General features: G+C 69.2%; 11 protein-coding genes and 3 rRNA genes. 11 read left to right on the forward strand and 3 right to left on the reverse strand.

Features of this window, described 5'->3' with window-relative positions:
* Positions 1-562: 562 nt before the first annotated feature.
* From ACTEI_RS06070 to rrf, 3 genes are all read left to right on the forward strand, one after another.
* Positions 563-2,079: ribosomal RNA gene (locus ACTEI_RS06070) — 16S ribosomal RNA — on the forward strand.
* A 339-nt stretch (positions 2,080-2,418) separates the two neighbouring features.
* Positions 2,419-5,526 (forward strand): 23S ribosomal RNA (locus ACTEI_RS06075).
* A gap of 110 nt (positions 5,527-5,636) precedes the next feature.
* Positions 5,637-5,753, forward strand: a 5S ribosomal RNA gene (rrf, locus tag ACTEI_RS06080).
* The 16S, 23S and 5S rRNA genes sit together here, the layout of an rRNA operon.
* A gap of 317 nt (positions 5,754-6,070) precedes the next feature.
* Here rrf and ACTEI_RS06085 read toward each other — a convergent pair.
* Positions 6,071-6,808, reverse strand: coding sequence for a hypothetical protein (locus ACTEI_RS06085; RefSeq protein ID WP_122976740.1), 738 nt, complete (start codon positions 6,806-6,808; stop codon positions 6,071-6,073).
* A 74-nt stretch (positions 6,809-6,882) separates the two neighbouring features.
* Between ACTEI_RS06085 and ACTEI_RS06090 the strand changes: the two genes are divergently transcribed.
* The 3 genes from ACTEI_RS06090 to ACTEI_RS06100 are packed head-to-tail and all read left to right on the forward strand — an operon-like array spanning position 6,883 to position 11,267.
* Positions 6,883-9,522 (forward strand): valine--tRNA ligase, encoded by a 2,640-nt coding sequence (locus tag ACTEI_RS06090; protein WP_122976741.1) that lies wholly within the window; start codon positions 6,883-6,885, stop codon positions 9,520-9,522.
* Between the two features lie 27 nt (positions 9,523-9,549).
* Positions 9,550-10,875, forward strand: a complete 1,326-nt coding sequence (locus ACTEI_RS06095) for a bifunctional folylpolyglutamate synthase/dihydrofolate synthase (RefSeq protein ID WP_122976742.1) — start codon at positions 9,550-9,552, stop codon at positions 10,873-10,875.
* Complete coding sequence (locus ACTEI_RS06100; RefSeq protein ID WP_122976743.1) at positions 10,872-11,267, forward strand: DUF4233 domain-containing protein; 396 nt, start codon at positions 10,872-10,874, stop codon at positions 11,265-11,267. Before ACTEI_RS06095 ends, ACTEI_RS06100 begins: the two co-directional genes overlap by 4 nt.
* Before the next feature lie 127 nt (positions 11,268-11,394).
* Here the strand turns inward: ACTEI_RS06100 and ACTEI_RS38895 are convergent, their stop codons facing one another.
* Positions 11,395-15,180: a VOC family protein gene (locus ACTEI_RS38895; protein WP_280525898.1), complete on the reverse strand. Its 3,786-nt coding sequence runs from the start codon at positions 15,178-15,180 to the stop codon at positions 11,395-11,397.
* A gap of 150 nt (positions 15,181-15,330) precedes the next feature.
* Between ACTEI_RS38895 and ndk the strand changes: the two genes are divergently transcribed.
* The 4 genes from ndk (at position 15,331) to ACTEI_RS06125 (ending at position 21,748) form a co-directional block, all read left to right on the forward strand.
* Complete coding sequence (gene ndk / locus ACTEI_RS06110; RefSeq protein ID WP_122976744.1) at positions 15,331-15,747, forward strand: nucleoside-diphosphate kinase; 417 nt, start codon at positions 15,331-15,333, stop codon at positions 15,745-15,747.
* A gap of 159 nt (positions 15,748-15,906) precedes the next feature.
* Positions 15,907-17,427: an alkaline phosphatase D family protein gene (locus ACTEI_RS06115; protein ID WP_122976745.1), complete on the forward strand. Its 1,521-nt coding sequence runs from the start codon at positions 15,907-15,909 to the stop codon at positions 17,425-17,427.
* Between the two features lie 401 nt (positions 17,428-17,828).
* On the forward strand, positions 17,829-20,939 hold the full coding sequence (gene ileS, locus ACTEI_RS06120; RefSeq protein WP_122976746.1) for an isoleucine--tRNA ligase: 3,111 nt from the start codon (positions 17,829-17,831) through the stop codon (positions 20,937-20,939).
* A 140-nt stretch (positions 20,940-21,079) separates the two neighbouring features.
* Positions 21,080-21,748, forward strand: a complete 669-nt coding sequence (locus ACTEI_RS06125) for a lysophospholipid acyltransferase family protein (RefSeq protein ID WP_122976747.1) — start codon at positions 21,080-21,082, stop codon at positions 21,746-21,748.
* 3 nt (positions 21,749-21,751) lie between these two features.
* Here ACTEI_RS06125 and ACTEI_RS06130 read toward each other — a convergent pair whose 3' ends face one another.
* Positions 21,752-23,158, reverse strand: a complete 1,407-nt coding sequence (locus tag ACTEI_RS06130; protein ID WP_122976748.1) for a hypothetical protein — start codon at positions 23,156-23,158, stop codon at positions 21,752-21,754.
* Between the two features lie 243 nt (positions 23,159-23,401).
* Between ACTEI_RS06130 and ACTEI_RS06135 the strand changes: the two genes are divergently transcribed.
* The gene (locus ACTEI_RS06135; protein WP_122976749.1) at positions 23,402-24,199 is read left to right on the forward strand and encodes an alpha/beta fold hydrolase; all 798 of its coding nucleotides are present in this window, start codon (positions 23,402-23,404) and stop codon (positions 24,197-24,199) included.
* Positions 24,200-24,207 lie beyond the last annotated feature (8 nt).

Raw genomic sequence — 24,207 nt, forward strand, 5'->3', positions numbered from 1 at the left:
AGCAGGTCGCGTGCATGTTCGTCGATTTGCGGTTGAGGCGGCCGGTCAAGTAATTTCTTCTCTGCCCGCGGGAAACCGGTACGGAGAGCCACGAAAGTGATAATCCGGATCGGCACATCGGGGGCCGCTGAGGCGAGCTAAGCTGGTTTCAGTGCCGGGCGGTGCAGAGCAGATCCAGAAAGTTGGAGTTGCGCAAGCGCGACCGACCGGGTAGAGTGACTCAGCCAGCAGGAGCCGGGCGGACTGAAAGTCGGCCGGTCTGCATGAGCCACCTCCACGGATCATCCGCCTCGGGCGGTAATCATCGTGGGAAACACTTGGGCGAGGCCAGCGAGATCCCCGGATTTCGCGAGGCGAGAACGACCAGGTAAGCTTGAACGGTTGCCTCAAGGGCGGATCTCCAAACGGGGTTCGAGCTTGATGTGCGGTTGTTCTTTGAGAACTCAACAGGGTGCTTGATAAGCCAGTGCCATTATGGCAATACCCCGGCCAGGCCTTTGGGTCTGGTGGGAGATTCCTTTGGCAACTTTTTTGTTGTCGGGATTCGCTTTTTGACAAGTTTTTGTTGGAGAGTTTGATCCTGGCTCAGGACGAACGCTGGCGGCGTGCTTAACACATGCAAGTCGAGCGGAAAGGCCCTTCGGGGTACTCGAGCGGCGAACGGGTGAGTAACACGTGAGTAACCTGCCCCAGACTTTGGGATAACCCTCGGAAACGGGGGCTAATACCGGATATGACCTTCGGCCGCATGGTTGTTGGTGGAAAGTTTTTCGGTTTGGGATGGGCTCGCGGCCTATCAGCTTGTTGGTGGGGTGATGGCCTACCAAGGCGACGACGGGTAGCCGGCCTGAGAGGGCGACCGGCCACACTGGGACTGAGACACGGCCCAGACTCCTACGGGAGGCAGCAGTGGGGAATATTGCACAATGGGCGGAAGCCTGATGCAGCGACGCCGCGTGAGGGATGACGGCCTTCGGGTTGTAAACCTCTTTCAGCAGGGACGAAGCGTAAGTGACGGTACCTGCAGAAGAAGCGCCGGCCAACTACGTGCCAGCAGCCGCGGTAAGACGTAGGGCGCGAGCGTTGTCCGGATTTATTGGGCGTAAAGAGCTCGTAGGCGGCTTGTCGCGTCGTCTGTGAAAACTTGGGGCTCAACCCCAAGCTTGCAGTCGATACGGGCAGGCTAGAGTTCGGTAGGGGAGACTGGAATTCCTGGTGTAGCGGTGAAATGCGCAGATATCAGGAGGAACACCGGTGGCGAAGGCGGGTCTCTGGGCCGATACTGACGCTGAGGAGCGAAAGCGTGGGGAGCGAACAGGATTAGATACCCTGGTAGTCCACGCTGTAAACGTTGGGCGCTAGGTGTGGGGGACCTCTCCGGTCTTCTGCGCCGCAGCTAACGCATTAAGCGCCCCGCCTGGGGAGTACGGCCGCAAGGCTAAAACTCAAAGGAATTGACGGGGGCCCGCACAAGCGGCGGAGCATGCGGATTAATTCGATGCAACGCGAAGAACCTTACCTGGGTTTGACATCACCGCAAATCTTCCAGAGATGGGAGGTCCTTCGGGGGCGGTGACAGGTGGTGCATGGCTGTCGTCAGCTCGTGTCGTGAGATGTTGGGTTAAGTCCCGCAACGAGCGCAACCCTCGTTCGATGTTGCCAGCGCGTTATGGCGGGGACTCATCGAAGACTGCCGGGGTCAACTCGGAGGAAGGTGGGGATGACGTCAAGTCATCATGCCCCTTATGTCCAGGGCTTCACGCATGCTACAATGGCCGGTACAAAGGGCTGCGAAATCGTAAGGTGGAGCGAATCCCAAAAAGCCGGTCTCAGTTCGGATCGGGGTCTGCAACTCGACCCCGTGAAGTCGGAGTCGCTAGTAATCGCAGATCAGCAACGCTGCGGTGAATACGTTCCCGGGCCTTGTACACACCGCCCGTCACGTCACGAAAGTCGGCAACACCCGAAGCCGGTGGCCTAACCCCTTGTGGGAGGGAGCCGTCGAAGGTGGGGCTGGCGATTGGGACGAAGTCGTAACAAGGTAGCCGTACCGGAAGGTGCGGCTGGATCACCTCCTTTCTAAGGAGCAACTTTCACCGAAAGGTGACAGTGGCCCGCGACCTGCGAATGTCAGGTCGGGGTGCTCATAGGCGGAGACACTGGCTAGTTCGAGCCGGCAACGGCCGGGACATCTAGTACACGCCTTCGGGCGGCGGAACGGGTTCTGGTGCGGCTGGTGAGGGCGATAAGCACCCTGTTGGGTATCTGAAAGAACAACCTTTGGGTTGGTCTTCAATGCCAGGCACGACCTGGTCTTCCATACCGGCTGTTTTGGCAGTGCTGGTGGTTGATCGTGGTGGTTGTGGGTTGGTCGTTGGTTGAGAATTGCACAGTGGACGCGAGCATCTTGTTTTCTGTGGTTAAGTTGTCAAGGGCGAACGGTGGATGCCTTGGCACCAGGAGCCGATGAAGGACGTGGGAGGCCGCGATAGGCCTGGGGGAGCTGTCAACCTAGCTGTGATCCCAGGGTGTCCGAATGGGGAAACCTGGCACGAGTCATGTCGTGTCATCCATGCCTGAATTCATAGGGTGTGTGAGGGGAACGCGGGGAAGTGAAACATCTCAGTACCCGTAGGAAGAGAAAACAACCGTGATTCCGTGAGTAGTGGCGAGCGAAAGCGGATGTAGCCTAAACCTTGCGTGTGTGATACCTGTCAGGGGTTGCACGTGGGGGGTCGTGGGACCTGCTTGTCATAGCTGACACTGTGGCGAAGAGTTACAAAGTTAGTGGTTAGCCGAATGGTGTGGGAAAGCCAGCCGTAGACGGTGAGAGCCCGGTAGGCGAAAGCTTCTAGCCTCTTTGCAGTGTTCCCGAGTAGCAGCGGACTCCTAGAATCTGCTGTGAATTTGCCAGGACCACCTGGTAAGGCTGAATACTTCCTGGTGACCGATAGCGGACTAGTACCGTGAGGGAATGGTGAAAAGTACCCCGGGAGGGGAGTGAAATAGTACCTGAAACCGTTCGCCTACAATCCGTCAGAGCCTTTCGGGGTGATGGCGTGCCTTTTGAAGAATGAGCCTGCGAGTTAGTGGCATGTGGCGAGGTTAACCCGTGTGGGGTAGCCGTAGCGAAAGCGAGTCTGAATAGGGCGTTTTTAGTCGCATGTTCTAGACCCGAAGCGGGGTGATCTAGCCATGGGCAGGTTGAAGCGTGGGTAAGACTGCGTGGAGGACCGAACCCACCAACGTTGAAAAGTTGGGGGATGACCTGTGGTTAGGGGTGAAAGGCCAATCAAACTCCGTGATAGCTGGTTCTCCCCGAAATGCATTTAGGTGCAGCGTCGTGTGTTTCTTGCCGGAGGTAGAGCACTGGATGGTCTAGGGGGCCTACAAGCTTACTGAAATCAGCCAAACTCCGAATGCCGGTAAGTGAGAGCGCGGCAGTGAGACTGCGGGGGATAAGCTTCGTAGTCGAGAGGGAAACAGCCCAGATCGCCAGCTAAGGCCCCTAAGCGTGTGCTAAGTGGAAAAGGATGTGGGATCGCATGGACAACCAGGAGGTTGGCTTAGAAGCAGCCACCCTTTAAAGAGTGCGTAATAGCTCACTGGTCAAGTGGTTCCGCGCCGACAATGTAGCGGGGCTCAAGCACACCGCCGAAGCTGTGGCATTGACGCATTGCTCGGTAGAGTTCTTCGGGATTCTATCCAGGCGCGTTGATGGGTAGGGGAGCGTCGTGTTGCGGGTGAAGCGGCGGAGTGATCCAGTCGTGGACGCTACACGAGTGAGAATGCAGGCATGAGTAGCGAATGAAGGGTGAGAACCCCTTCCGCCGGATGACCAAGGGTTCCAGGGCCAGGCTAATCCGCCCTGGGTGAGTCGGGGCCTAAGGCGAGGCCGAGAGGCGTAGTCGATGGATAACGGGTTGATATTCCCGTACCCGCAAAGGAACGCCCAAGATGAACCTCGGGATGCTAACTGCCTGAAGCGTCTGCGGTCTTCGGACCAAGGGCGTGGAGGCCAGGACCCTTCTGGGTAGTAGTTTAGTGATGGGGTGACGCAGGAAGGTAGCTGATCCCGGCCGGTGGTTGTGCCGGGGTAAGCGTGTAGGCCGTGTCATAGGCAAATCCGTGACACATGAGGCTGAGACGTGATGCCGAGCCGTTCTGGTGAAGTCAGTGATCCTATGCTGCCGAGAAAAGCCTCTAGCGATGTTCCGAGCGGCCCGTACCCGAAACCGACACAGGTGGTCAGGTAGAGAATACCGAGGCGACGGGTGAACTGTGGTTAAGGAACTCGGCAAATTGCCCCCGTAACTTAGGGAGAAGGGGGGCCGGACGCGTGAAGCCCCTTGCGGGTGGAGCGTGGTATGGCCGCAGAGAGCAGGGGGAAGCGACTGTTTACTAAAAACACAGGTCCATGCCAAGTCGTAAGACGATGTATATGGACTGACGCCTGCCCGGTGCTGGAACGTTAAGGGGACCTGTTAGCTCTTTGGGGCGAAGCGGAGAACTTAAGCGCCAGTAAACGGCGGTGGTAACTATAACCATCCTAAGGTAGCGAAATTCCTTGTCGGGTAAGTTCCGACCTGCACGAATGGCGTAACGACTTCCCCACTGTCTCAACCACAGGCCCGGCGAAATTGCAGTACGAGTAAAGATGCTCGTTACGCGCGGCAGGACGGAAAGACCCCGGGACCTTTACTATAGCTTGACATTGGTATCTGAATTCGATTGTGTAGGATAGGTGGGAGCCGGTGAAGCTCGGACGCCAGTTCGGGTGGAGGCGTTGTTGAAATACCACTCTGTTGGGTTTGGGTATCTAACTTGCGGCCCTGATCGGGTCGAGGGACAGTGTCTGGTGGGTAGTTTAACTGGGGCGGTTGCCTCCTAAAGGGTAACGGAGGCGCCCAAAGGTTCCCTCAGCCTGGTTGGCAATCAGGTGTTGAGTGTAAGTGCATAAGGGAGCTTGACTGTGAGACTGACGGGTCGAGCAGGGACGAAAGTCGGGACTAGTGATCCGGCACTTGCGTGTGGAAGCGGTGTCGCTCAACGGATAAAAGGTACCCCGGGGATAACAGGCTGATCTTCCCCAAGAGTCCATATCGACGGGATGGTTTGGCACCTCGATGTCGGCTCGTCGCATCCTGGGGCTGTAGCAGGTCCCAAGGGTTGGGCTGTTCGCCCATTAAAGCGGTACGCGAGCTGGGTTTAGAACGTCGTGAGACAGTTCGGTCCCTATCCGCCGTGCGCGTTGGATACTTGAGAAGGGCTGTCCCTAGTACGAGAGGACCGGGACGGACGAACCTCTGGTGTGCCAGTTGTTCCGCCAGGAGCATGGCTGGTTGGCTACGTTCGGAAGGGATAACCGCTGAAAGCATCTAAGCGGGAAGCTCGCTTCGAGATGAGGTATCCCACCACCTTTGAGTGGGTAAGGCTCCCAGCTAGACGACTGGGTTGATAGGCCGGAGATGTAAGCACGGTAACGTGTTGAGTTGACCGGTACTAATAGGCCGAGGGCTTAACCACTCTATGCTTTATGCTTAGCGTCCACTGTGTGATTCACAGCAAACGAACAACCATCCCATGCTGCTGTTTGTGGTGTGTGGGTTGCTGGTTGTGGTTTCGCTGATGGCTGTTTCGGTGGTCATAGCGGAGGGGAAACGCCCGGTTACATTCCGAACCCGGTAGCTAAGCCCTCCAGCGCCGATGGTACTGCACTCGGGAGGGTGTGGGAGAGTAGGACGCCGCCGGACTTAACGTTGAGAAAGGCCCACCCCTGACGGGGTGGGCCTTTCTTCGTTTCCACGGCGAGTCATGGTTTCCACGGCCAGTCATGTGACCGGTGGCGGTTGTCGTGCCGGTCGGGCGGTAGCTCAGGGAGGCGGAGCACGACCGGACCGGCAGGCCGGCCGGTGTGCGACAACCGGCCTTGCCGCTGTTACTGGACTCAGGGCCGGGCTCGGAGGAGCGCTGGATGGGCCGGCTCGGATGGGAGCTGACGCGGCGAGGTCCGGGCCGAACAGGGGCTCGGCTCAGCGTGACTGGGCTCGGGCGGGCCCAGGGCGTACGGTCAATTGCGGGTTTGAATGGCGTCTCGCATCTGCCGCATGAGCGTGGCGGCCTCCGGAACCGGGCGGTTGAGGAACATCGCCAGGGCGAGACTTCCGTGGTCGGCCCAGCCGCAGACGGCCAGATCGCCGCTCTCGGTCTTGGTGGTTCCACACTTCATGGTGCCGCCCAGGGCGCCGGCGTCGACGTCGTGCAGATCGGTCACCGCGCCCTGCTCGTCGGAGATGAGGTCGAACGAGGTGTTCAGATCCCGCTCCGGGCTCCAGAGCAGCGTGCTCCCGCCGAAGAACAGCACGTCCCGGTCCGCGTCGGCGTGGTAGACGGCGCCGACGGTCCGGTCGAGGTCGACCTCGGCGGACAGGGCGGTCTGCAGATAGTCCGCGGTGTTCTGGGCGTTCTCGCTGGTGTCCAGGGCGAGCTCGCCGATCCGCGAGGGCAGGCTCAGGGTGGCGTCGCGCTGCGAATGGATCTGCCAGTAGAACCAGCCCAGAGCGGCGACGGCGGCCAGCCCGACGGCGAGCAGGGAGCTCAGCACGATGGTCCGCGTCCGGCGCCGTGCGGCGGTGACCGGGGCGGCCCCGGGCTCCACGTCGTCGGGGGTCAGCGAGAACGGAGTCTCCCGGATCTCGATCGGCTCCCCGGCCGGCATCGACTCCTGCGCCGCGGCGGGCGAGGGGTGTCCGGAGGGATCTGGCCCGGGGGCGCCGGAAGGGGGCGTCTGGTTGCCGCGGTCGGACATCCGGCGAGCCTACCGTTATCCACAGGTGGTGGTGCGAATACCAGGTCCGGCTCGGGAATCCGTAGACTTGCCGGGTGACCGATGCAACCGATACTCGCACTCCCGACAGCCGGCCCACCGGTGGACTCTCCGCTCAGTACCAGCCGGGCGACGTAGAGCAGCGGCGGTACGAGCGGTGGGTATCGGAGGGCTATTTCACCGCCGACCCGAAGAGCGACAAGCCGCCGTTCACCATCGTCATCCCGCCGCCGAACGTCACCGGTTCGCTGCACGTGGGCCACGCGCTCGACCACACGATCCAGGACACCCTCGTGCGTCTCAAGCGCATGCAGGGCTTCGAGGTGCTCTGGCTGCCCGGCATGGACCACGCAGGCATCGCCACGCAGAACGTGGTGGAGCGCAAGCTCGCCGAGCAGCAGCTGTCCCGGCACGATCTGGGCCGGGAGAAGTTCGTGGCGAAGGTCTGGGAATGGAAGGCCGAGTCCGGCGGCGCCATCCTCGGCCAGATGCGCCGGCTGGGCGACTCGGTGGACTGGAGCCGTGAGCGCTTCACCATGGACGAGGGGCTGTCGCGCGCCGTCCAGACCATCTTCAAGCGGCTGTACGACGACGATCTGATCTACCGCGCCAACCGGATCATCAACTGGTGCCCGCGGTGCCTCACCGCGCTCAGCGACATCGAGGTGGAGCACACCAACGACGAGGGCGAGCTGGTCTCGATCCGGTACGGCGAGGGTGAGAACTCGATCGTGGTCGCCACCACCCGCGCCGAGACGATGCTCGGTGACACCGCGGTCGCCGTGCACCCCGACGACGAGCGGTACCAGCACCTGGTCGGCACCGAGGTCGAACTGCCGCTGACCGGCCGCCGCATCCCGATCGTCGCCGACGAGCACGTCGACCCGACCTTCGGCACCGGCGCGGTCAAGGTGACCCCGGCGCACGACCCGAACGACTTCGAGATCGGCCAGCGGCACGGCCTGCCCAGCCTGACCGTCATGGACGAGCGGGCGGTGATCACGGTGCCCGGCCCGTTCCAGGGCCTGGACCGCTACGAGGCCCGCCCGGCCGTGGTCGCGGCGCTGCGTGAGCAGGGGCGGATCGTGGCGGAGAAGCGGCCGTACGAGCACTCGGTCGGGCACTGCTCGCGGTGCAAGACGACCGTGGAGCCGCGGCTGTCGCTGCAGTGGTTCGTGAAGACGGGACCGCTCGCCAAGGCCGCCGGTGACGCGGTCCGCGACGGTCGCGTCACGATCGAGCCGGTGGAGCTGTCCAAGCGGTACTTCGCCTGGGTCGACAACATGCACGACTGGTGCATCTCCCGCCAGCTGTGGTGGGGGCACCGCATCCCGGTGTGGTACGGCCCGGACGGCGAGGTGGTCTGCGTCGGGCCGGACGAGGAGCCGCCGACCGGCGAGGGCTGGCGCCAGGACGAGGACGTGCTGGACACCTGGTTCTCCTCCGGGCTGTGGCCGTTCTCCACGCTCGGCTGGCCGGAGCGTACCGCCGAGCTGGAGAAGTTCTACCCGACCAGCGTGCTGGTCACCGGCTACGACATCCTCTTCTTCTGGGTCGCCCGGATGATGATGTTCGGCCTCTACGCGATGGACGGCGTGCAGCCGTTCGACGTGGTCAACCTGCACGGCATGGTCCGCGACCAGTTCGGCAAGAAGATGTCGAAGTCGTTCGGCAACGTGGTGGACCCGCTGGACTGGATCAACCGGTACGGCGCCGACGCCACCCGGTTCACGCTGGCCCGCGGCGCCAACCCCGGCTCCGACGTGCCGATCAGCGAGGAGTGGTGCCAGGGCTCCCGCAACTTCTGCAACAAGCTGTGGAACGCCACCCGCTTCGCGCTGATGAACGGCGCGACGGTGGCGGGCGACCTGCCGCCGGCGACCGAGCTCAGCGCCGTCGACAAGTGGGTCCTGTCCCGGCTGCAGCACACCATCGCCGAGGTCAACGAGCACTTCGACGGGTACGAGTACGCCAAGGTGTGCGACACGCTGTACCACTTCGCCTGGGACGACGTCTGCGACTGGTACGTCGAGCTCAGCAAGCCGGTGCTGGCCCAGGACACCGCGGAGGCGGCGCGTACCCGGCGCGTCCTCGGGCACGTGCTGGACCAGCTGCTGCGCCTGCTGCACCCGGTCATCCCGTTCGTCACCGAGGAGCTGTGGATCGCGCTGACCGGGGGCGAGACCGTGACCCGGGCGTCCTGGCCGGCTGTCGACCAGGCGCTGATCGACGACGCCGCCGAGGAGGAGCTGGCCGCGCTGCAGAAGGTGGTCACCGAGGTCCGCCGGTTCCGCTCCGACCAGGGCCTCAAGCCGAGCCAGCGGGTCTCCGCCGCGCTGACCGGCCTGGGCAACGTCGGGATCGACACGCACGAGCCGCTGATCCGGTCGCTGGCCCGGCTGGACGCGCCGGCCGCCGACTTCACCGCCACCGCCACCCTGGCGGTGACCGGTGGGATCACCGTCGACCTGGACACCCGCGGCGCCATCGACGTGGCCGCCGAGCGGGCCCGCCTGGAGAAGGACCGCGCCGCCGCCGAGAAGGAAGCCGCGCAGTGCCGGGCCAAGCTGGGCAACGAGGCGTTCGTCGGCAAGGCGCCGGAACACGTGGTCGCCAAGATCAAGGACCGGTTGGCGGCCGCCGAATCGGACTTGGTCCGGATCGCAGCCGCCATTGAGGCACTGCCGACAGCCTGAGCCGTGACGGCTCAGGCCGGGAGAAGAATGAGCGAGTACACCGAGGTCGAGACCGCGCTCAACGAGCGCGGTTTCACCCGCATGGTCTTCGACATGCAGAAGATCCGCGATCTGATGGACGTGCTGGGCAGCCCGCAGAGGGCGTACCCGGCGATCCATCTGACCGGCACCAACGGCAAGACCAGCACCGCCCGCATGATCGACGCGCTGTTGCGGGCGCACGGGCTGCACACCGGGCGGTACACCAGCCCGCACCTGGAGACGGTGCGGGAACGCATCAGCCTGGACGGTGAGCCGATCTCCGAGGACCGGCTGGTCAGCACGTACCGGGAGGTGGCGCCGCTCGCCGAGCTGATCGACGCGCGGAACTCCGAGCCGCTGACCTACTTCGACATGACCACGGCCATGGCGTACGCGGCGTTCGCCGACGCGCCGGTGGACATCGCGGTGGTCGAGGTGGGGCTGGGCGGCGAGGAGGACGCCACCAACGTGATCGAGGCCGGGGTGTGCGTGCTCACCCCGATCGGGCTCGACCACACCGAGTGGCTGGGCGACACGATCGAGGACATCGCCTGGGCCAAGGCCGGAATCATCCACAAGGGCGCCACGGTGATCACCGCGTTGCAGACCGAGGAGGCCATGCGGCCGATCCTGGAACGCTGCGCGGAGATGGGCGCCACCCTGGCCCGCGAGGGCGGCGAGTTCGGCGTGATCCAGCGGACCCAGGCGGTCGGCGGGCAGGTGCTCACCCTGCAGGGGCTGGGCGGCGTCTACGACGAGATCTTCCTGCCGCTGTTCGGCGCACACCAGGCGCAGAACGCGGCGATCGCGCTGGCCGCGGTGGAGGCGTTCCTCGGCGCCGGGGCCGGCAAACAGCTCGAGGCCGACCTGGTCCGCGAGGGCTTCGCGCAGGTCGACTCGCCCGGCCGGCTGGAACGGGTGCGCAGCGCCCCGGCGATCCTGCTGGACGGCGCGCACAACCCGCACGGGATGGCCGCCACGGTCACCGCGCTGGAGGAGGAGTTCAGCTTCCGGCACCTGGTCGCGGTGCTCGCCGTGCTCGGCGACAAGGACGTGACCGGCCTGCTCGACCTGCTCGAACCGGTGGTCGCCCGGATCGTGGTGACGCAGAACAGCTCGCCGCGGTCGATGCCCGCGGCCGAACTGGCGCGGCTCGCGATCAACGTGTTCGGCGAGGACCGGGTGACGACCGCGGAGAACATGCCGGACGCCATCGAGGAGGCCGTGGTGCTCGCCGAGGAGGATGCGTCCGGCGAGTTGAGCGGCGTCGGGGTGCTGATCACCGGTTCGGTGGTGACCGTCGCGGACGCGCGGAAGCTGCTGAAACGATGAACGAGCCGGAGGACGGCCGGAGACCGGCGGAGGGCGAGGCGGGCGCCACGGTGCGGCGTTCCGGGTTGCGCAATCCCGAGGCCGCCGTACGAGGTCTCGGGGCGGGCACGCTGGCCCTCGAAGCGATCGTGCTGCTGCTGGCGATCCAGCCGATCCGGATCCTCGGCGGTGACCTGAGCGGCTGGGGCATCGGACTGGTGATCTTCCTGGCCGTGGTCGCGGCGGTGCTCGCCGGGTGCATGCGGCGGGGCTGGGCCTGGGGGGCAGGGACAGCGCTGCAGGTGCTGCTGCTCGCCGGCGGGCTGGCACATTGGTCGCTCACGGCGCTCGGGGTGATCTTCGGGCTGGCGTGGGCGTATGCGTTGTACGTACGCAGGTCGATCCTGGGCTGAGCGGCACGCGTCCCTGGCCGCGGGAGTTCCGCGGCGGCGATGCCGCTGTGCCGGCTCTGGTCACGCGATGAGGGGAGCCACCCTGGTGGCTCCCCTCATCGCGTGTCCGGGTCCGAAGCTTCCCCGGTCAGGCTCCCGGGCGGACGGCACGCCACTGCGTGATGGCGATGTTGTGGTTGTCCGGGTCGCGGAAGGTCGCGGACCAGAGCTCCAGCTTGTCACCGCGGTTGACCGGGCGCGGCGGGTGGACGAACTCGACGCCCTTGGCCTGGAGCTCCTGGTGGACCGCCTCGATGTCGCCCACCTCCAGGTTCAGGTAGACCAGGCGGTCGGCTTCCGCGGCAAGGTTCGGCACGGTGCGCAGCACCACCCGGGTGTCGCCGGACGCCAAAACCGAGCTCTCGTCACCGGTGTCGATCTCGTAGAAGCCGAGGGTGTCCCGGTAGAAGACGATCGAGCGGGCCAGGTCGGTCACCAGGATGGTGATGCCTACCCCGTGGATCGCACCGGCGGGGCCGGGGCGGGCGCTCGGATAGGCGGTGATGACCTCGGCTGCCCGGTCGTCCGGCTCGCCGCGGCCGGAGAAGTCGCCCCACGGGCTGCCGGTCGGCCGCGAGGTGGGTCGTCCGGGGGCCGGCCTGTCGTCGGGCACGGGTTCGGGCTCGGTGGTGGCGGGGGCGCCCGCCGGCTCGGGATCGCCGGTGATCCGGTCGTTGCGGGGCGGCCCGGTCGGGGTGCGCGGAGCCGGATCTTCGACGGGCGGGGCGACCACACCCGCGGCCATGCCCCGGACGGCGGCCGGAGTCGCCTCCGGGGGAGTGTCCGGGTTCTCGTCGAGCGGGATGTCGATGTCGTCCGCAGGAAGCAGCGGCCGACCGGTGGCCGGGGGCGGCGCGGTGGGGAACGGCCGGTCCGGCGCAGGGGCGGCCGGCGGCTGGGTGAGCGGGACCGGGACGATCGGGGTCGTGGACCGGATTGCCTCCGGGGTGCGGGGTGCGCGGGAATCGGCCGGGGTGGGCTCCGGCCGGGCATCAGCCGGGGCGGGCTCCGGCCGGGCGGCTGGGCGGGCATCGGCCGGGGTGGGCTCCGGCCGGGCGGCCGGGCGGGCATCAGCCGGGTGCTCCGCAGCGGAGGCTGACGGGTGCTCGGCGGCCGGGAAGGACATGGGCCGGAGGTCCGGATCGTCGCGCCCGCCGGAGTGCGGCACCGGGGATGCCGGCGGCTCGGTTCCCGGAAGGCTCGTGGTGGCCGCCGGGGCCGTCGGCGCGGGCTCGTCGGACTCGGTGGGCTGCATGATGAACCGGGTGCGGCCGGAGAGGGTGGGGCTCGGCTCCTGGCCGGTTGCCGCGGCGGGCGCTTCGGCCTCCGGGGTGCCGGTGGCCCGGCCGGTGGCGTCGGCGCCGGGGTCCGGCCGGTCAGCGGGGTCCGGGCCGGCGGCCGGCTGGTCCGCGACGGTGACCGCGGAAGCCGGGAAGGCTGCGGGCGCCGTATCGGCGACGGGTGCGGGGGACCGGTCGGCCGTGGATCCCGCGGTGGTCGCCGGGAAGGCCGCCGGATGGTCGGTGCCGGGTGCGGTCGCGGGCCGGTCCGGGCGGGCGGTTGCCGGGAAGGCGGCGGGCCGGTTTGTGCCGGTGTCGGCGGTGGGTGTGGTCGCGGGCTGGTCCGGGTGGGCGGTTGCCGGGAAGGCGGCCGGTGGGGTCGGCTCGGCGCTGGGGGCTGCCGGGGCTGTGGCGGAGCGGTCCGGTGCCGCCTCTGCGGCGGTTGCCGGGAAGGCGGCGGGCCGGGTGGTCTCGGGGTCCGCGACGGTGGCCGGCGCCGTCCCGGGCGGGGCCGGGTCGTCCAGCGGGACGTCGATCAGCGGATCCGTGTCGGCGCCGGACTCGGCCGAGGTGCGCTGCATGGGCGGGCGGCCGGACGAGGCGGCCGCCCGGTCCGGTGCGGTGGCCCGGGGCTCGGCGGTCGCGGTGCCGGCGCGGGGCCTCGGGCTCGGACGTGTGCCCGGTGGGCGGCCGGTGACGGTGCGCACGGCCGACACGGCGGCTCCGGCGGCCATGCCCGCGGCGAACGCCGCACCGGCGGAACTGCCGGGCACGGACGGGCGGTCGGTGGTGGCCGGGCCGGGGGACGTCGCGTAGCGGGCTGTGGCCGGTCCGGACGGCGCGCCGGACGCCGGCGCGGCCTCCGGTCGGGTGTAGCCGGGACCGTCGGGGTCGGGCCGGGTGTAGCCGGGACCGTCGGGGTCGGGCCGGGTGTAGCCGGGACCGTCGGGGTCGGGCCGGGTGTAGCCGGGACCGTCGGGGTCGGGCCGGGTGTAGCCGGGACCGTCGGGGTCGGGCCGGGTGTAGCCGGGACCGTCGGACTCGGGCGGGGCAGCGTAGCCGGTCGAGGCCGGGCCGGACGGTGTGCCGACGATCCGCCCGGAGGCGGACGGCTGGTCGGGCGTGGCCGCCTCGGCCGGTGTGCCCGGCACCGGTCGCGACGGCTGGTCGGGCATGGCCGGGCCGGGCGGGGGCGGGTAGTCGAAGTCGTCGGACGGCGTCTGGCGCGAGGTGGCCGGGCCCGGGGGCGGCGGGTAGTCGTCCGGCTCCAGGGCGGTGGCGGCCGGGCCGGGCGGGGGCGGGTAGTCCGACACGCCCGAGCCGGGGTAGCCGGTGGTGGAGGGGCCCGGCGGCGGGGGATAGCTGGCCGACGCCCAGGCCTCGGAGGATGCTCCCGAGCCGGGACGGTCGGTGGCGGTGCGCGCCGGAGCCGGGTCGCGCTCCTTGTAGCCGGCCGGGTAGCCGCCGGAGGACGCGACCGGGGAGCCGCCGGGAGACGACCCCGGCGCAGTGCCGGGCGTCGAGCCCGGGGAGCCGGTTGCGGGCGGAGGCTCGGCGAGCAGGCTGCCGGGAGCCGGGGTACCGGCCGCGCCGGCCTGGTCGGCGGTGTCGGCGGCCGGGTAGCCGGCGCTCCGGGAGGCCGTGACGTCGTCGGCCACGTCAGCCGGTCCGGACGCCACGTCACCCGGTCCGGACGCCACATCAGTTGCTCCGGACGCCGCGTCAGCCGGTCCGGACGTCGCGCCGGTGCGGCCGGACGGTGCGTTGGCGGCCGCGGGAGCGGGGGAGCCGGGCGCCGGGGCCCGCCCCGGACCGGGCGGCACCGGGTCGGGGCCGATGGGGTCGAAGCCGATCGGATCGGTGGCGGCCGTGTCGAAACCGCCCGGCCGCGGGCCGCTGCCCGCTCGCCGGGGCAGCGGGGTGACCTGCTCGTCGCTGCCGACGAGCTGACCCTCGATGATGGTCCCGTTCGGCGTCTCGCGGACGCCTACCGGTGCCGGGACGCGGCTGTCCAGGTACGCCGAGGTCGTCTCGTAGTCGTTCGCCCGGCCCTCCCAGGGCCCGGGCGCGACCGCGCCGAGGACGTCGTCGTCCGCCTCCTCGTCGGGGTCCGGGCCCAGGTCCGGCAGCATCGACTGGGGCGCGGCGCCGGAGTCGTCGCGGAGCGGGGCGTCCTTCCAGTTGACCCGGACCCGGCGGGTGTCGTCGACGTCGACGGTGATCGGGACCGTCGCGCCGATCGCCGGCCATTTCGCGAGCGGCACCCGGCCTTCGCGGATCAGCCGGTCGAAGGTGCCCAGACCGGGCGCCACCACGATGGCCTGGATCTCGGCGCGGCCGTACGCTCCGGCCGCCGGCGGCGCGGTGATGTCCACGACCTCCGCGCTGCCGGCCACGGTGGCACGTCCGCCGCGGCGCACGTTGCTGACCATGGCGAGCGCGACGGCTATCGCCACCACGACAAGGCCGAAGATCGCCACAGGCCAGCTCGACAGGCCGAGCCCGTAAACGATCACAAAGACGCCGAGCGTGCCCATGACCGCCGCCACCAACTTGCGTGCCGGAGCGATGGGCCGTCCGGTCTGGTTCGCCACTGTGGACCTCCCGGTTGTTCCCGTCAGGTTATGGCCCGCCGGTCGCTTGGCGGAAGTACGGCAGTCCGGGCATCGCTGCTCGCCGTGTCGCCAGGTACCGATAGGCTGAACCTCAGGCGTCTCGGCCTGTCGTCTTCCCTAAGGAGCTACGTGTCCAGCAACACCGAGCGGTCGCTCGTGCTCGTCAAGCCTGATGCGGTCCGCCGCGGTCTGCTCGGTGAGATTCTGTCGCGTTTCGAGCGTAAGGGCCTGGTCATCGAGGCGCTGGAGTTGCGCACGATGGATGCCGAGCTGGCCGACCGGCACTACGCCGAGCACGTCGACAAGGCGTTCTACCCGCCGTTGAAGGCGTTCATGACCAGCGGCCCGCTCGCCGCCGTGGTGCTCTCCGGCGACCAGGTGATCGACGTGGTCCGCGCCATGATCGGCGCGACCGACGGGCGCAAGGCGGCCGCCGGCACGATCCGGGGCGACCTGGCGCTCTCCAACCGGGAGAACCTGGTGCACGCGTCCGACTCGCCGGACAGCGCCAAGCGCGAGCTGGCGCTCTGGTTCCCGAACCTCTGACGGCTCGCCGCCGGGGCATCCGCGGCCCGGCTCGCCCCGCGACGCGCGGCGGCGGGCCGGGCCGCAGCCGTGATGGGTGCGGCTGTCCGGCGCTGATCACGGCGTGAAGTTCAGGGGACGGCCACCTGCGGGCCACGTCGGATCGATAGGCATCTGGTCATGGCATCGATGTCACGACGGAATCTGTTGCGCGCCGGAGTGGCCGGCGGCGTCGCCGGGACCCTGTTCGAGGCGCCCGCGTTCGCCTCGGCCGACAGCCGGCCGGTGATCACCCACGGGGTGCAGAGCGGCGACGCCACCGCCGACTCGGCGGTGGTCTGGGCCCGGGCGGACCGGCCCGGACGGCTCTGGGTGCAGGCCAGCCGGCGCCCCGACTTCCGCGGCTCCCGGGTGGTACGCGGCCCGCTGGTCACCCCGGAGACCGGCCTCACCGGCAAGGTGCGCCTGCGCGGCCTGCCCGCCGGGGAGCGGATCCACTACCGGGCGCGGGTGGAGAGCCTGGACCGGCCCGGACGGTTCAGCCTGCCGGTGGACGGCACCCTGCGGACCGCGCCGACCCGCCGCGCCGACATCCGGTTCGTCTGGACCGGGGACGTGGCCGGCCAGGGCTGGGGCATCGACCCGGAGCACGGCGGGATGCGGCTGTTCGAGTCGGCGCGGCTGCGGCGGCCGGACTTCTTCCTGCACAGCGGGGACACCGTGTACGCCGACGGCCCGCTGGCCGAGACGGTCACGCTGCCGGACGGGCGGATCTGGCGCAACCTGCTCACCGACGCCAAGCTGAAGGTGGCCGAGACGCTGGACGAGTACCGCGGGCAGTACGCGTACAACCTGCTCGACGACGCGTACCGGCGGTTCGTCGCGTCGGTGCCGCAGATCAACCAGTGGGACGACCACGAGGTCACGAACAACTGGTACCCGGGGGAGATCCTGGACGACGCGCGGTACACCGAGAAGCGGGTGGACGTGCTGGCGGCCCGGGCGCATCAGGCGTACCACGAGTGGGTGCCGACGCCGCAGCGCACCGGGCCGGTGTACCGGAAGATCCCGTACGGGCCGCTGCTCGACGTCTTCGTGCTGGACATGCGCACGGTCAAGGATCCCAACGACGGCAACACCTACGCCGACCGCACGCGCGGGCTGCTCGGGCGCGAGCAGCGGCAGTGGCTGATCGACGGGCTGCGCCGCAGCCGGGCGACCTGGAAGGTGATCGCCAACGACCTGCCGCTGGGCCTGGTCGTGCCGGACGGGGCGGTCGCGCAGGAGGGGGTCGCGCAGGGCGACGCGGGCCGGCCGGCGGGCCGCGAGATCGAGTTCGCCGAGGTGCTGCGGGCGGCGCACCGGCACGGGGTGACCGGGATCGTCTTCCTGACCGCGGACGTGCACTACACCGCCGCGCACCACTACGACCCGGCGCGGGCGGCGGTGGCGGACTTCACCCCGTTCTGGGAGTTCGTGTCCGGCCCCGCGCACGCGGGCGCGTTCGGCCCGAACGCGCTGGACGGCACGTTCGGGCCGGAGGCGGTCTTCGTGCACGCCCCGCCGGTGGCCAACACCTCGCCGGCCCTGGGTTACCAGCACTTCGGCGAGGTGGAGATCGACGGCGAGTCCGGCGCCTTCACGGTGCACCTGCGGGATCGGGACGGGGTCGCGCTCTGGTCCACCACGCTGCGGCCGTGACGCCGCGCCGCCGACCGGCCGCGACGCGCGTCGCGGCCGGCGCGGTGGCCGCGACGCCGCGCCGGGCCGGCACGGGGCTCGGCCGGCAGGCCCGCGGGCGGGACCGGAGCGTTCGTACCCGGAACGGGTTTGATCCTGATGGTCCGGACCCGGGGAATGCGGATGGGGGAATCGAACCGTGCCCGGTATCGTTGTCGCCGACGCAGGCGACGAACCGGCCATCACCGGGGAGCCTCCGGAAGAACCGGCTTCCCTCCACGGGGAGCCCCAGTAGAACCGGGCGGAACGGCACGCGCGACAGCCGGCGAATGAGCGGGCGGGCCCCAAACCCGTCAAGCGAGGTGGTACCGCGGGCATGTCGCTCGTCCTCGCAGTCAGGCGATGACTGTTTGAGGAGCACCATGTATCCCAAGCACACCGATGCGACCGGCGTCCCGGCCTCCCCGGACCTGCCCGCGGTCGAGCGCGCGGTCCTGGACCACTGGGCGCAGGACCGGACCTTCGAGGCCTCGGTCGAGCAGCGCCCGGCCGGCGACAACGGCGCCAACGAGTACGTCTTCTACGACGGCCCGCCGTTCGCCAACGGCCTGCCGCACTACGGCCACCTGTTCACCGGGTACGTCAAGGACCTGGTCCCGCGCTACCAGACGATGCGCGGCAAGCACGTGGAGCGCCGCTTCGGCTGGGACACCCACGGGATGCCCGCCGAGGTCGAGGCCGAGAAGCAGCTGGGCATCACCACCAAGGCGCAGATCGTCGAGCTGGGCATCGACAAGTTCAACGAAGCGTGCCGCACGTCCGTGCTCGCCTACACCAAGGACTGGCAGGGGTACGTCACCCGGCAGGCCCGGTGGGTCGACTTCGAGAACGACTACAAGACCCTCGACCCCAGTTACATGGAGTCGGTCATGTGGGCGTTCAAGACCCTGCACGACAAGGGCCTGGTCTACGAGGGTTTCCGGGTGCTCGCCTACTGCTTCCGGTGCGAGACGCCGCTGTCGAACACCGAGACCCGGATGGACGACGTCTACCGCGACCGCACCGACCCGGCGCTGACCGTCAAGTTCCGCCTCGACACCGGTGAGGACATCGCGGTCTGGACCACGACCCCGTGGACCCTGCCGTCGAACCTGGCGCTGGCCGTCGGGCCGGAGATCGAGTACGCGGTGCTGGCCGACGCATCCGGGCAGAAGCTGATCCTCGGGGCCGGGCGGGTCGGCGCCTACGCCAAGGAGCTGGAAGGCTACGAGCAGGTCGGTACCGTGCGCGGCAGCGAGCTGGTCGGGCGCCGCTACACGCCGCTCTTCGACTACTTGCGCGAGCCGGCCGGCCCGAACGCCTTCCAGGTGCTCGGCGCGGAGTTCGTGACCACCGAGGACGGCACCGGCGTGGTGCACATGGCGCCCGCGTTCGGCGAGGACGACCAGAACGCCTGCAACGCCGCCGGCATCCCGACCGTGGTGACCGTGGACGAGCGGACCCGGTTCACCTCGCTGGTGCCGGACTTCGAGGGTGTGCAGGTCTTCGACGCGAACAAGCCGGTCATCGCCGCGCTCAAGGAGCGCGGCGTGGTGGTGCGTCACGACGCGTACCTGCACTCGTACCCGCACTGCTGGCGGTGTGACACCCCGCTGGTCTACAAGGCGGTGTCGTCGTGGTTCGTGGCGGTGACCAGGTTCCGTGACCGGATGGTCGAGCTGAACCAGGAGATCACCTGGACGCCGGCGCACATCAAGGACGGCTCGTTCGGCAAGTGGCTGGCCAACGCCCGGGACTGGTCGATCTCCCGCAACCGGTTCTGGGGCTCGCCGATCCCGGTGTGGAAGTCCGACGACCCGCAGTACCCGCGCGTCGACGTGTACGGGTCGTACGAGGAGCTGTCGCGGGACTTCGGCGTCACCGTCACGGATCTGCACCGGCCGTACATCGACGAGCTGACCCGGCCCAACCCGGACGACCCGACCGGGAAGTCGACGATGCGGCGGGTGCCGGAGGTGCTGGACTGCTGGTTCGAGTCCGGCTCGATGCCGTTCGCCCAGGTGCACTACCCGTTCGAGAACAAGGACTGGTTCGAGCACCACTACCCGGGTGACTTCATCGTGGAGTACATCGGGCAGACCCGCGGCTGGTTCTACACCATGCACGTGCTGGCCACCGCGCTGTTCGACCGGCCGGCGTTCCGCAACTGCCTGAGCCACGGCATCCTGCTCGGCGAGGACGGGCGCAAGATGTCCAAGTCGCTGCGCAACTACCCGGACGTGTACCGGGTCTTCGACACCTACGGCTCGGACGCGATGCGCTGGATGCTGATGTCGTCGCCGGTGCTGCGGGGCGGGGACATGCCGGTCACCGAGACGGCGATCCGCGACTCGGTCCGGCAGGTGCTGCTGCCGCTCTGGAACGTCTGGTACTTCTTCAGCCTCTACGCGAACGCGTCCGGCTACGAGGCCTCGCTGCGGGTGGACTCCGGGCACCTGCTGGACCGTTACATCCTGGCCAAGACCGGTGAGCTGGTCGCGGACGTGCAGCGTCAGCTGGACGAGTACGACATCTCCGGCGCCGCCGGCAGCGTGCGCTCCTACCTGGACGCCCTGACCAACTGGTACGTCCGGCGCTCCCGGGACCGCTTCTGGTCCGGCGACGCCGACGCGTTCGACACCCTGGCCACCGTGCTGGAGACGCTCTGCCGGGTGGTGGCGCCGCTGGCCCCGCTGACCGCCGAGGAGGTCTGGCGCGGGCTGACCGGTGGCCGCTCGGTGCACCTGACCGACTGGCCCGCGGCGGACGCGTTCCCGGCCGACCACGAGCTGGTCGCGTCGATGGACGCGATCCGGGACGTGGCGTCCGCGGCGCTGTCGCTGCGCAAGGCCAAGGGTCTGCGGGTCCGGCTGCCGCTGGCCACGCTGACCGTCGCCGCCCCCGACTCGACCGCCCTGGCCGGCCTCGGCGACCTGCTCAAGGACGAGGTCAACGTCAAGGACGTGGTCTTCACCGACGACGTGGCGGCGTACTGCCAGCAGGTGCTCACCGTGGTGCCCCGGGCGCTCGGCCCGCGCGTCGGCAAGCAGGTCCAGCAGGTCATCAAGGCGGTCAAGTCCGGTGACTGGCAGCTGGTCGACGGCGCCCCGGTCGCGGCCGGGGTCACCCTGGCCGAGGGCGAGTACGAGCTGAAACTGGTCGCCGCGGACGCGGAGAACTCCGCGCCGCTGCCGGCCGGCGGCGGCGTGGTCGTGCTGGACGCCGCGGTCACCCCGGAGCTGGCCGCCGAGGGCCTGGCCCGGGACGTGATCCGGGTCGTGCAGCAGGCGCGCCGGGACGCCGACCTGGACGTCTCGGACCGGATCGCGCTGGTGCTGTCGGCGTCGCCGGCGGTGCGCGACGCGGTGGAGGCGCACCGCGAGTTCGTCGCCGGTGAGACGCTCGCCACGTCGCTGACCTTCGGCGAGACCACCGGTTTCGGCGGCGAGGTCGGCGACGGCGAGCAGGTCACGGTCGCCGTCACGGCCGTGTGACATAACCGACTGGCCCGGATGTTCGCCTGACGCGGCGAATGTCCGGGCCGCTGGCAAGATCAATAGTCCACGGCGGTCTCCCGTCCGTTAACCTCTCCTCACCCCGCAACTTTCTTTGCACTGGTCTTTCGGAGGACGAGTTGCCGCTGCTCTACTCGATCGGCAAGCTCACCGTCGGCAACGCGCTGATGGTGGGCTGGAAGCCGCGCGTCGAGGGCCTCGAGCATGTGCCGCGGACCGGCGGCGCGATCTTCGCCGGTAACCACCTCTCGGTCGCCGACGAGCTGTTCCTCGGCGCGTCGGTGCCACGCCACCTGGCGTTCTGGGCCAAATCGGACTACTTCGTCGGTGACGGGGTGAAGGGCTTCCTCTCCCGCAAGCTGATGGAGGGCCTGGGCGCGATCCGGGTGGAACGGGCCGGCGGGCGTGCCGCGCTCACCGCGTTCGACGCGGCCATCCCCGCGCTCAAGGCCGGCGACCTGGTCGCGGTCTACCCGGAAGGCACCCGCTCGCCGGACGGGCGGCTCTACCGCGGGCGCACCGGCGTGGCCCGGCTGGCCGTCGCGGCCGGTGTTCCGATCATTCCGGTCGGGATGCTCGGCACCGAGGTGGTGCAGCCGATCGGGCGGTTGTACCCGAAGCTGATGCGCGGCGTGGTCACGGTCAAGTTCGGCAAGCCGATCGAGACCGTCGGCCGGGCCGACGACCGGACCTCGCTGCGCGAGCTCACCGACCAGGTGATGGGCGAGATCCAGAAGCTCACCGGCCAGGAGTACGTGCCCCGGTACGCCCCCAAGCGCGAGCAGTGACGCTCACGCCCCGAACTTCGGGCTGAGCACCTCCTGGCGCATCCGGGCCACCAGTTCCGCGCTCTCGGCCACCGACCGCCGGGTGAGCAGCACGGTCGCCAGGCTGCCGTGGTCGGCCCACGTGCAGACCACGGTGGACGTGCCGTTCAACCGGCCGGCGCCGCAGCTCTCGTAGGCCCCCGGCACGTCGAGCGGGTAGTCCTGGATGCCGGTGAGCCGGGCCTCGTCGGAGAGCCGGCGCAGCTGGCCGGTCACGTCGGAGTCCGGGGTGAACCGCCAGCCGGTGACGCCGAACACGGTGACCCGCTTGCCGTCGCCGTCGCCGTAGACGCCGGCGAACGCGTCCCCGCTCGCGCCGGCCGCGTCCAGCTGCCCGGCCAGGCGCTCGACGGCACGCCGGCTCGCGTCGTCGGCGCGCAGCCGCAGGTCGCCGATCCGCTCGGGCAGCGAGGCGGTCACCGGGAACTGGGCCAGGGCGGGCCATTCGGCGTACGCGTAAGGGGCGCCGAACCACATCCCGGTCAGCACCGCGACGATCAGCACGAGGCGCCGCAGGCGCCGACGCCGGGGGCGGGGTCGCGGTGGCAGCGGTGAGGGCGCGGGGCGCGCGGCGAGCGGTGGGCGCGCGGCCAGCGGTGGTTGCGCGGCCAGCGGTGGGCGCGCGGCGAGCGGCCGGGACGGCTGGACCGGGCCGCGGTCCGGCACCGGCTTCCGCTTCGGCCGGCGCAGCCAGCCCCGGCCGCCGGGCGCCGGTCGGGGCGCGACCGGTGGGACCGGCGGAAGGCCGCTGCCGGCGGCGGGCGGCGGATAGGTGCCGGGCGCGGGGAAGACGGACGGCTTCGGCGGTACGGCGGCCGGCGCGCCCCGGGTGGCCTGCGCCGCCTTCGCCGCGAGGTCGTCCAGCAGCGCCCGGATCTTCGCCGGGAGCTCGGGTTTCGCCGGGCCGCCGGGGCCTGCCGGGCCGCCGGGGCCTGCCGGGCCGCCGAGGCCTGCCGGGGCGGCCGGCGCCGTGCCGGGCGGCGCGTCGATCCGGGTCGGCGGGTTCGGCGGGGGCCCGGCCCCGGCCGGTGTCTCGATCCGGGTCGGTGGCATTCCGGGTGCGGCCGGTGTCTCGATCCGGGTCGGTGGCATCCCGGCCGGTGCGGGCGGGACCGGCTGCTGCGTGGTCCAGAGCGGAGTGTCCTGCCCGGCCCACGGGTCCACCGCCGGGACCGTCGCCCAGTAGTCCGGCTCCGGTTCCGGCTCCCCGGTCACCCGGTCGACGAGCCGGCTCCACAGCGACCTGCGCGGCCCGGTCTGCGGCACCGCGGCCGCGCCGCTCCACCGGGGCGGCAGGAGCCCGGTGGGCGGCTCCTGCGGCACGGGCGATGAGGCGATCGGGGTGGTGTCGCCGGGCTTCGCGTCCGCCATGGTGTCCGATCTCCCTCCGCCGGCCGGTTGCGAGCGTCTGCCACCAGGTTAGGGATGGGATGCCAGCGGGACGGGCGGGGCGAATCCGGCCACCGTACGCGAATGGCGGACAACGGGGGCGATGTGCGAAACGCTCCGGAGTCGTATGGTTACCCGGACTCGACTTCCGTCCCCGTGGGTGACCGCTCTCACCATCGAAACCTGGCGGAACCCACCACGTGCACTCGGGAGGGCGCGTACCGCATGGGCAGCACGCAGAGGAACGCCGTCACGATCTCCGGCCGTGAGTCCGGGCAGCCGATGCTCTTCGCGCACGGGTACGGGTGCGACCAGCACATGTGGCGGCTGGTCACCCCGGCCTTCGCCGACACGCACCGGCTGGTGCTGTTCGACCACGTCGGCAACGGGCGTTCGGATCTGTCGGCGTACGACGACGCCAAGTACTCCAGCCTGGACGGATACGCCACCGACGTGCTGGAGATCGTGCACGAGCACGACCTGCGGGACGTGCTGTTCGTGGGGCACTCGGTGAGCGCGATGATCGGCGTGCTCGCCGCGGTCCGCGAGCCGGAGCGCTTCGCCGGGGTGGTGATGGTCGGGCCGTCGCCGCGTTACCTCGACGAGGAGAGCACCGGCTACGTCGGCGGGTTCGGCCGGGCCGACATCGAGCAGATGCTGGAGTCGCTGGACAGCAACTATCTCGGCTGGTCCAGCGCGATGGCACCGGTGATCATGGGGAATCCGGACCGGCCGGAGCTGAGCCAGGAGCTGACCAACTCGTTCTGCCGTACCGATCCGGAGATAGCCGGGAAGTTCGCCCGGGTCACGTTCCTCTCCGACAACCGCGAGGATCTGCCCCGGATGCGGGTGCCCTCACTGGTCCTGCAGTGCGCCGACGACGTGATCGCGCCCGCCGTGGTCGGCGAGTACGTCCACAAGCACACCCCGCAGAGCACGTTCGCGGCGCTGAACGCGACCGGGCACTGTCCGAATCTGAGCGCTCCCGAGGAGACGGTTGACGCGATCAGGTCCTGGTTGTAGACAGCGGG

Origin of the sequence: Actinoplanes teichomyceticus ATCC 31121 (assembly GCF_003711105.1) — a bacterium.
In the GTDB taxonomy this organism is placed as follows: domain Bacteria; phylum Actinomycetota; class Actinomycetes; order Mycobacteriales; family Micromonosporaceae; genus Actinoplanes; species Actinoplanes teichomyceticus.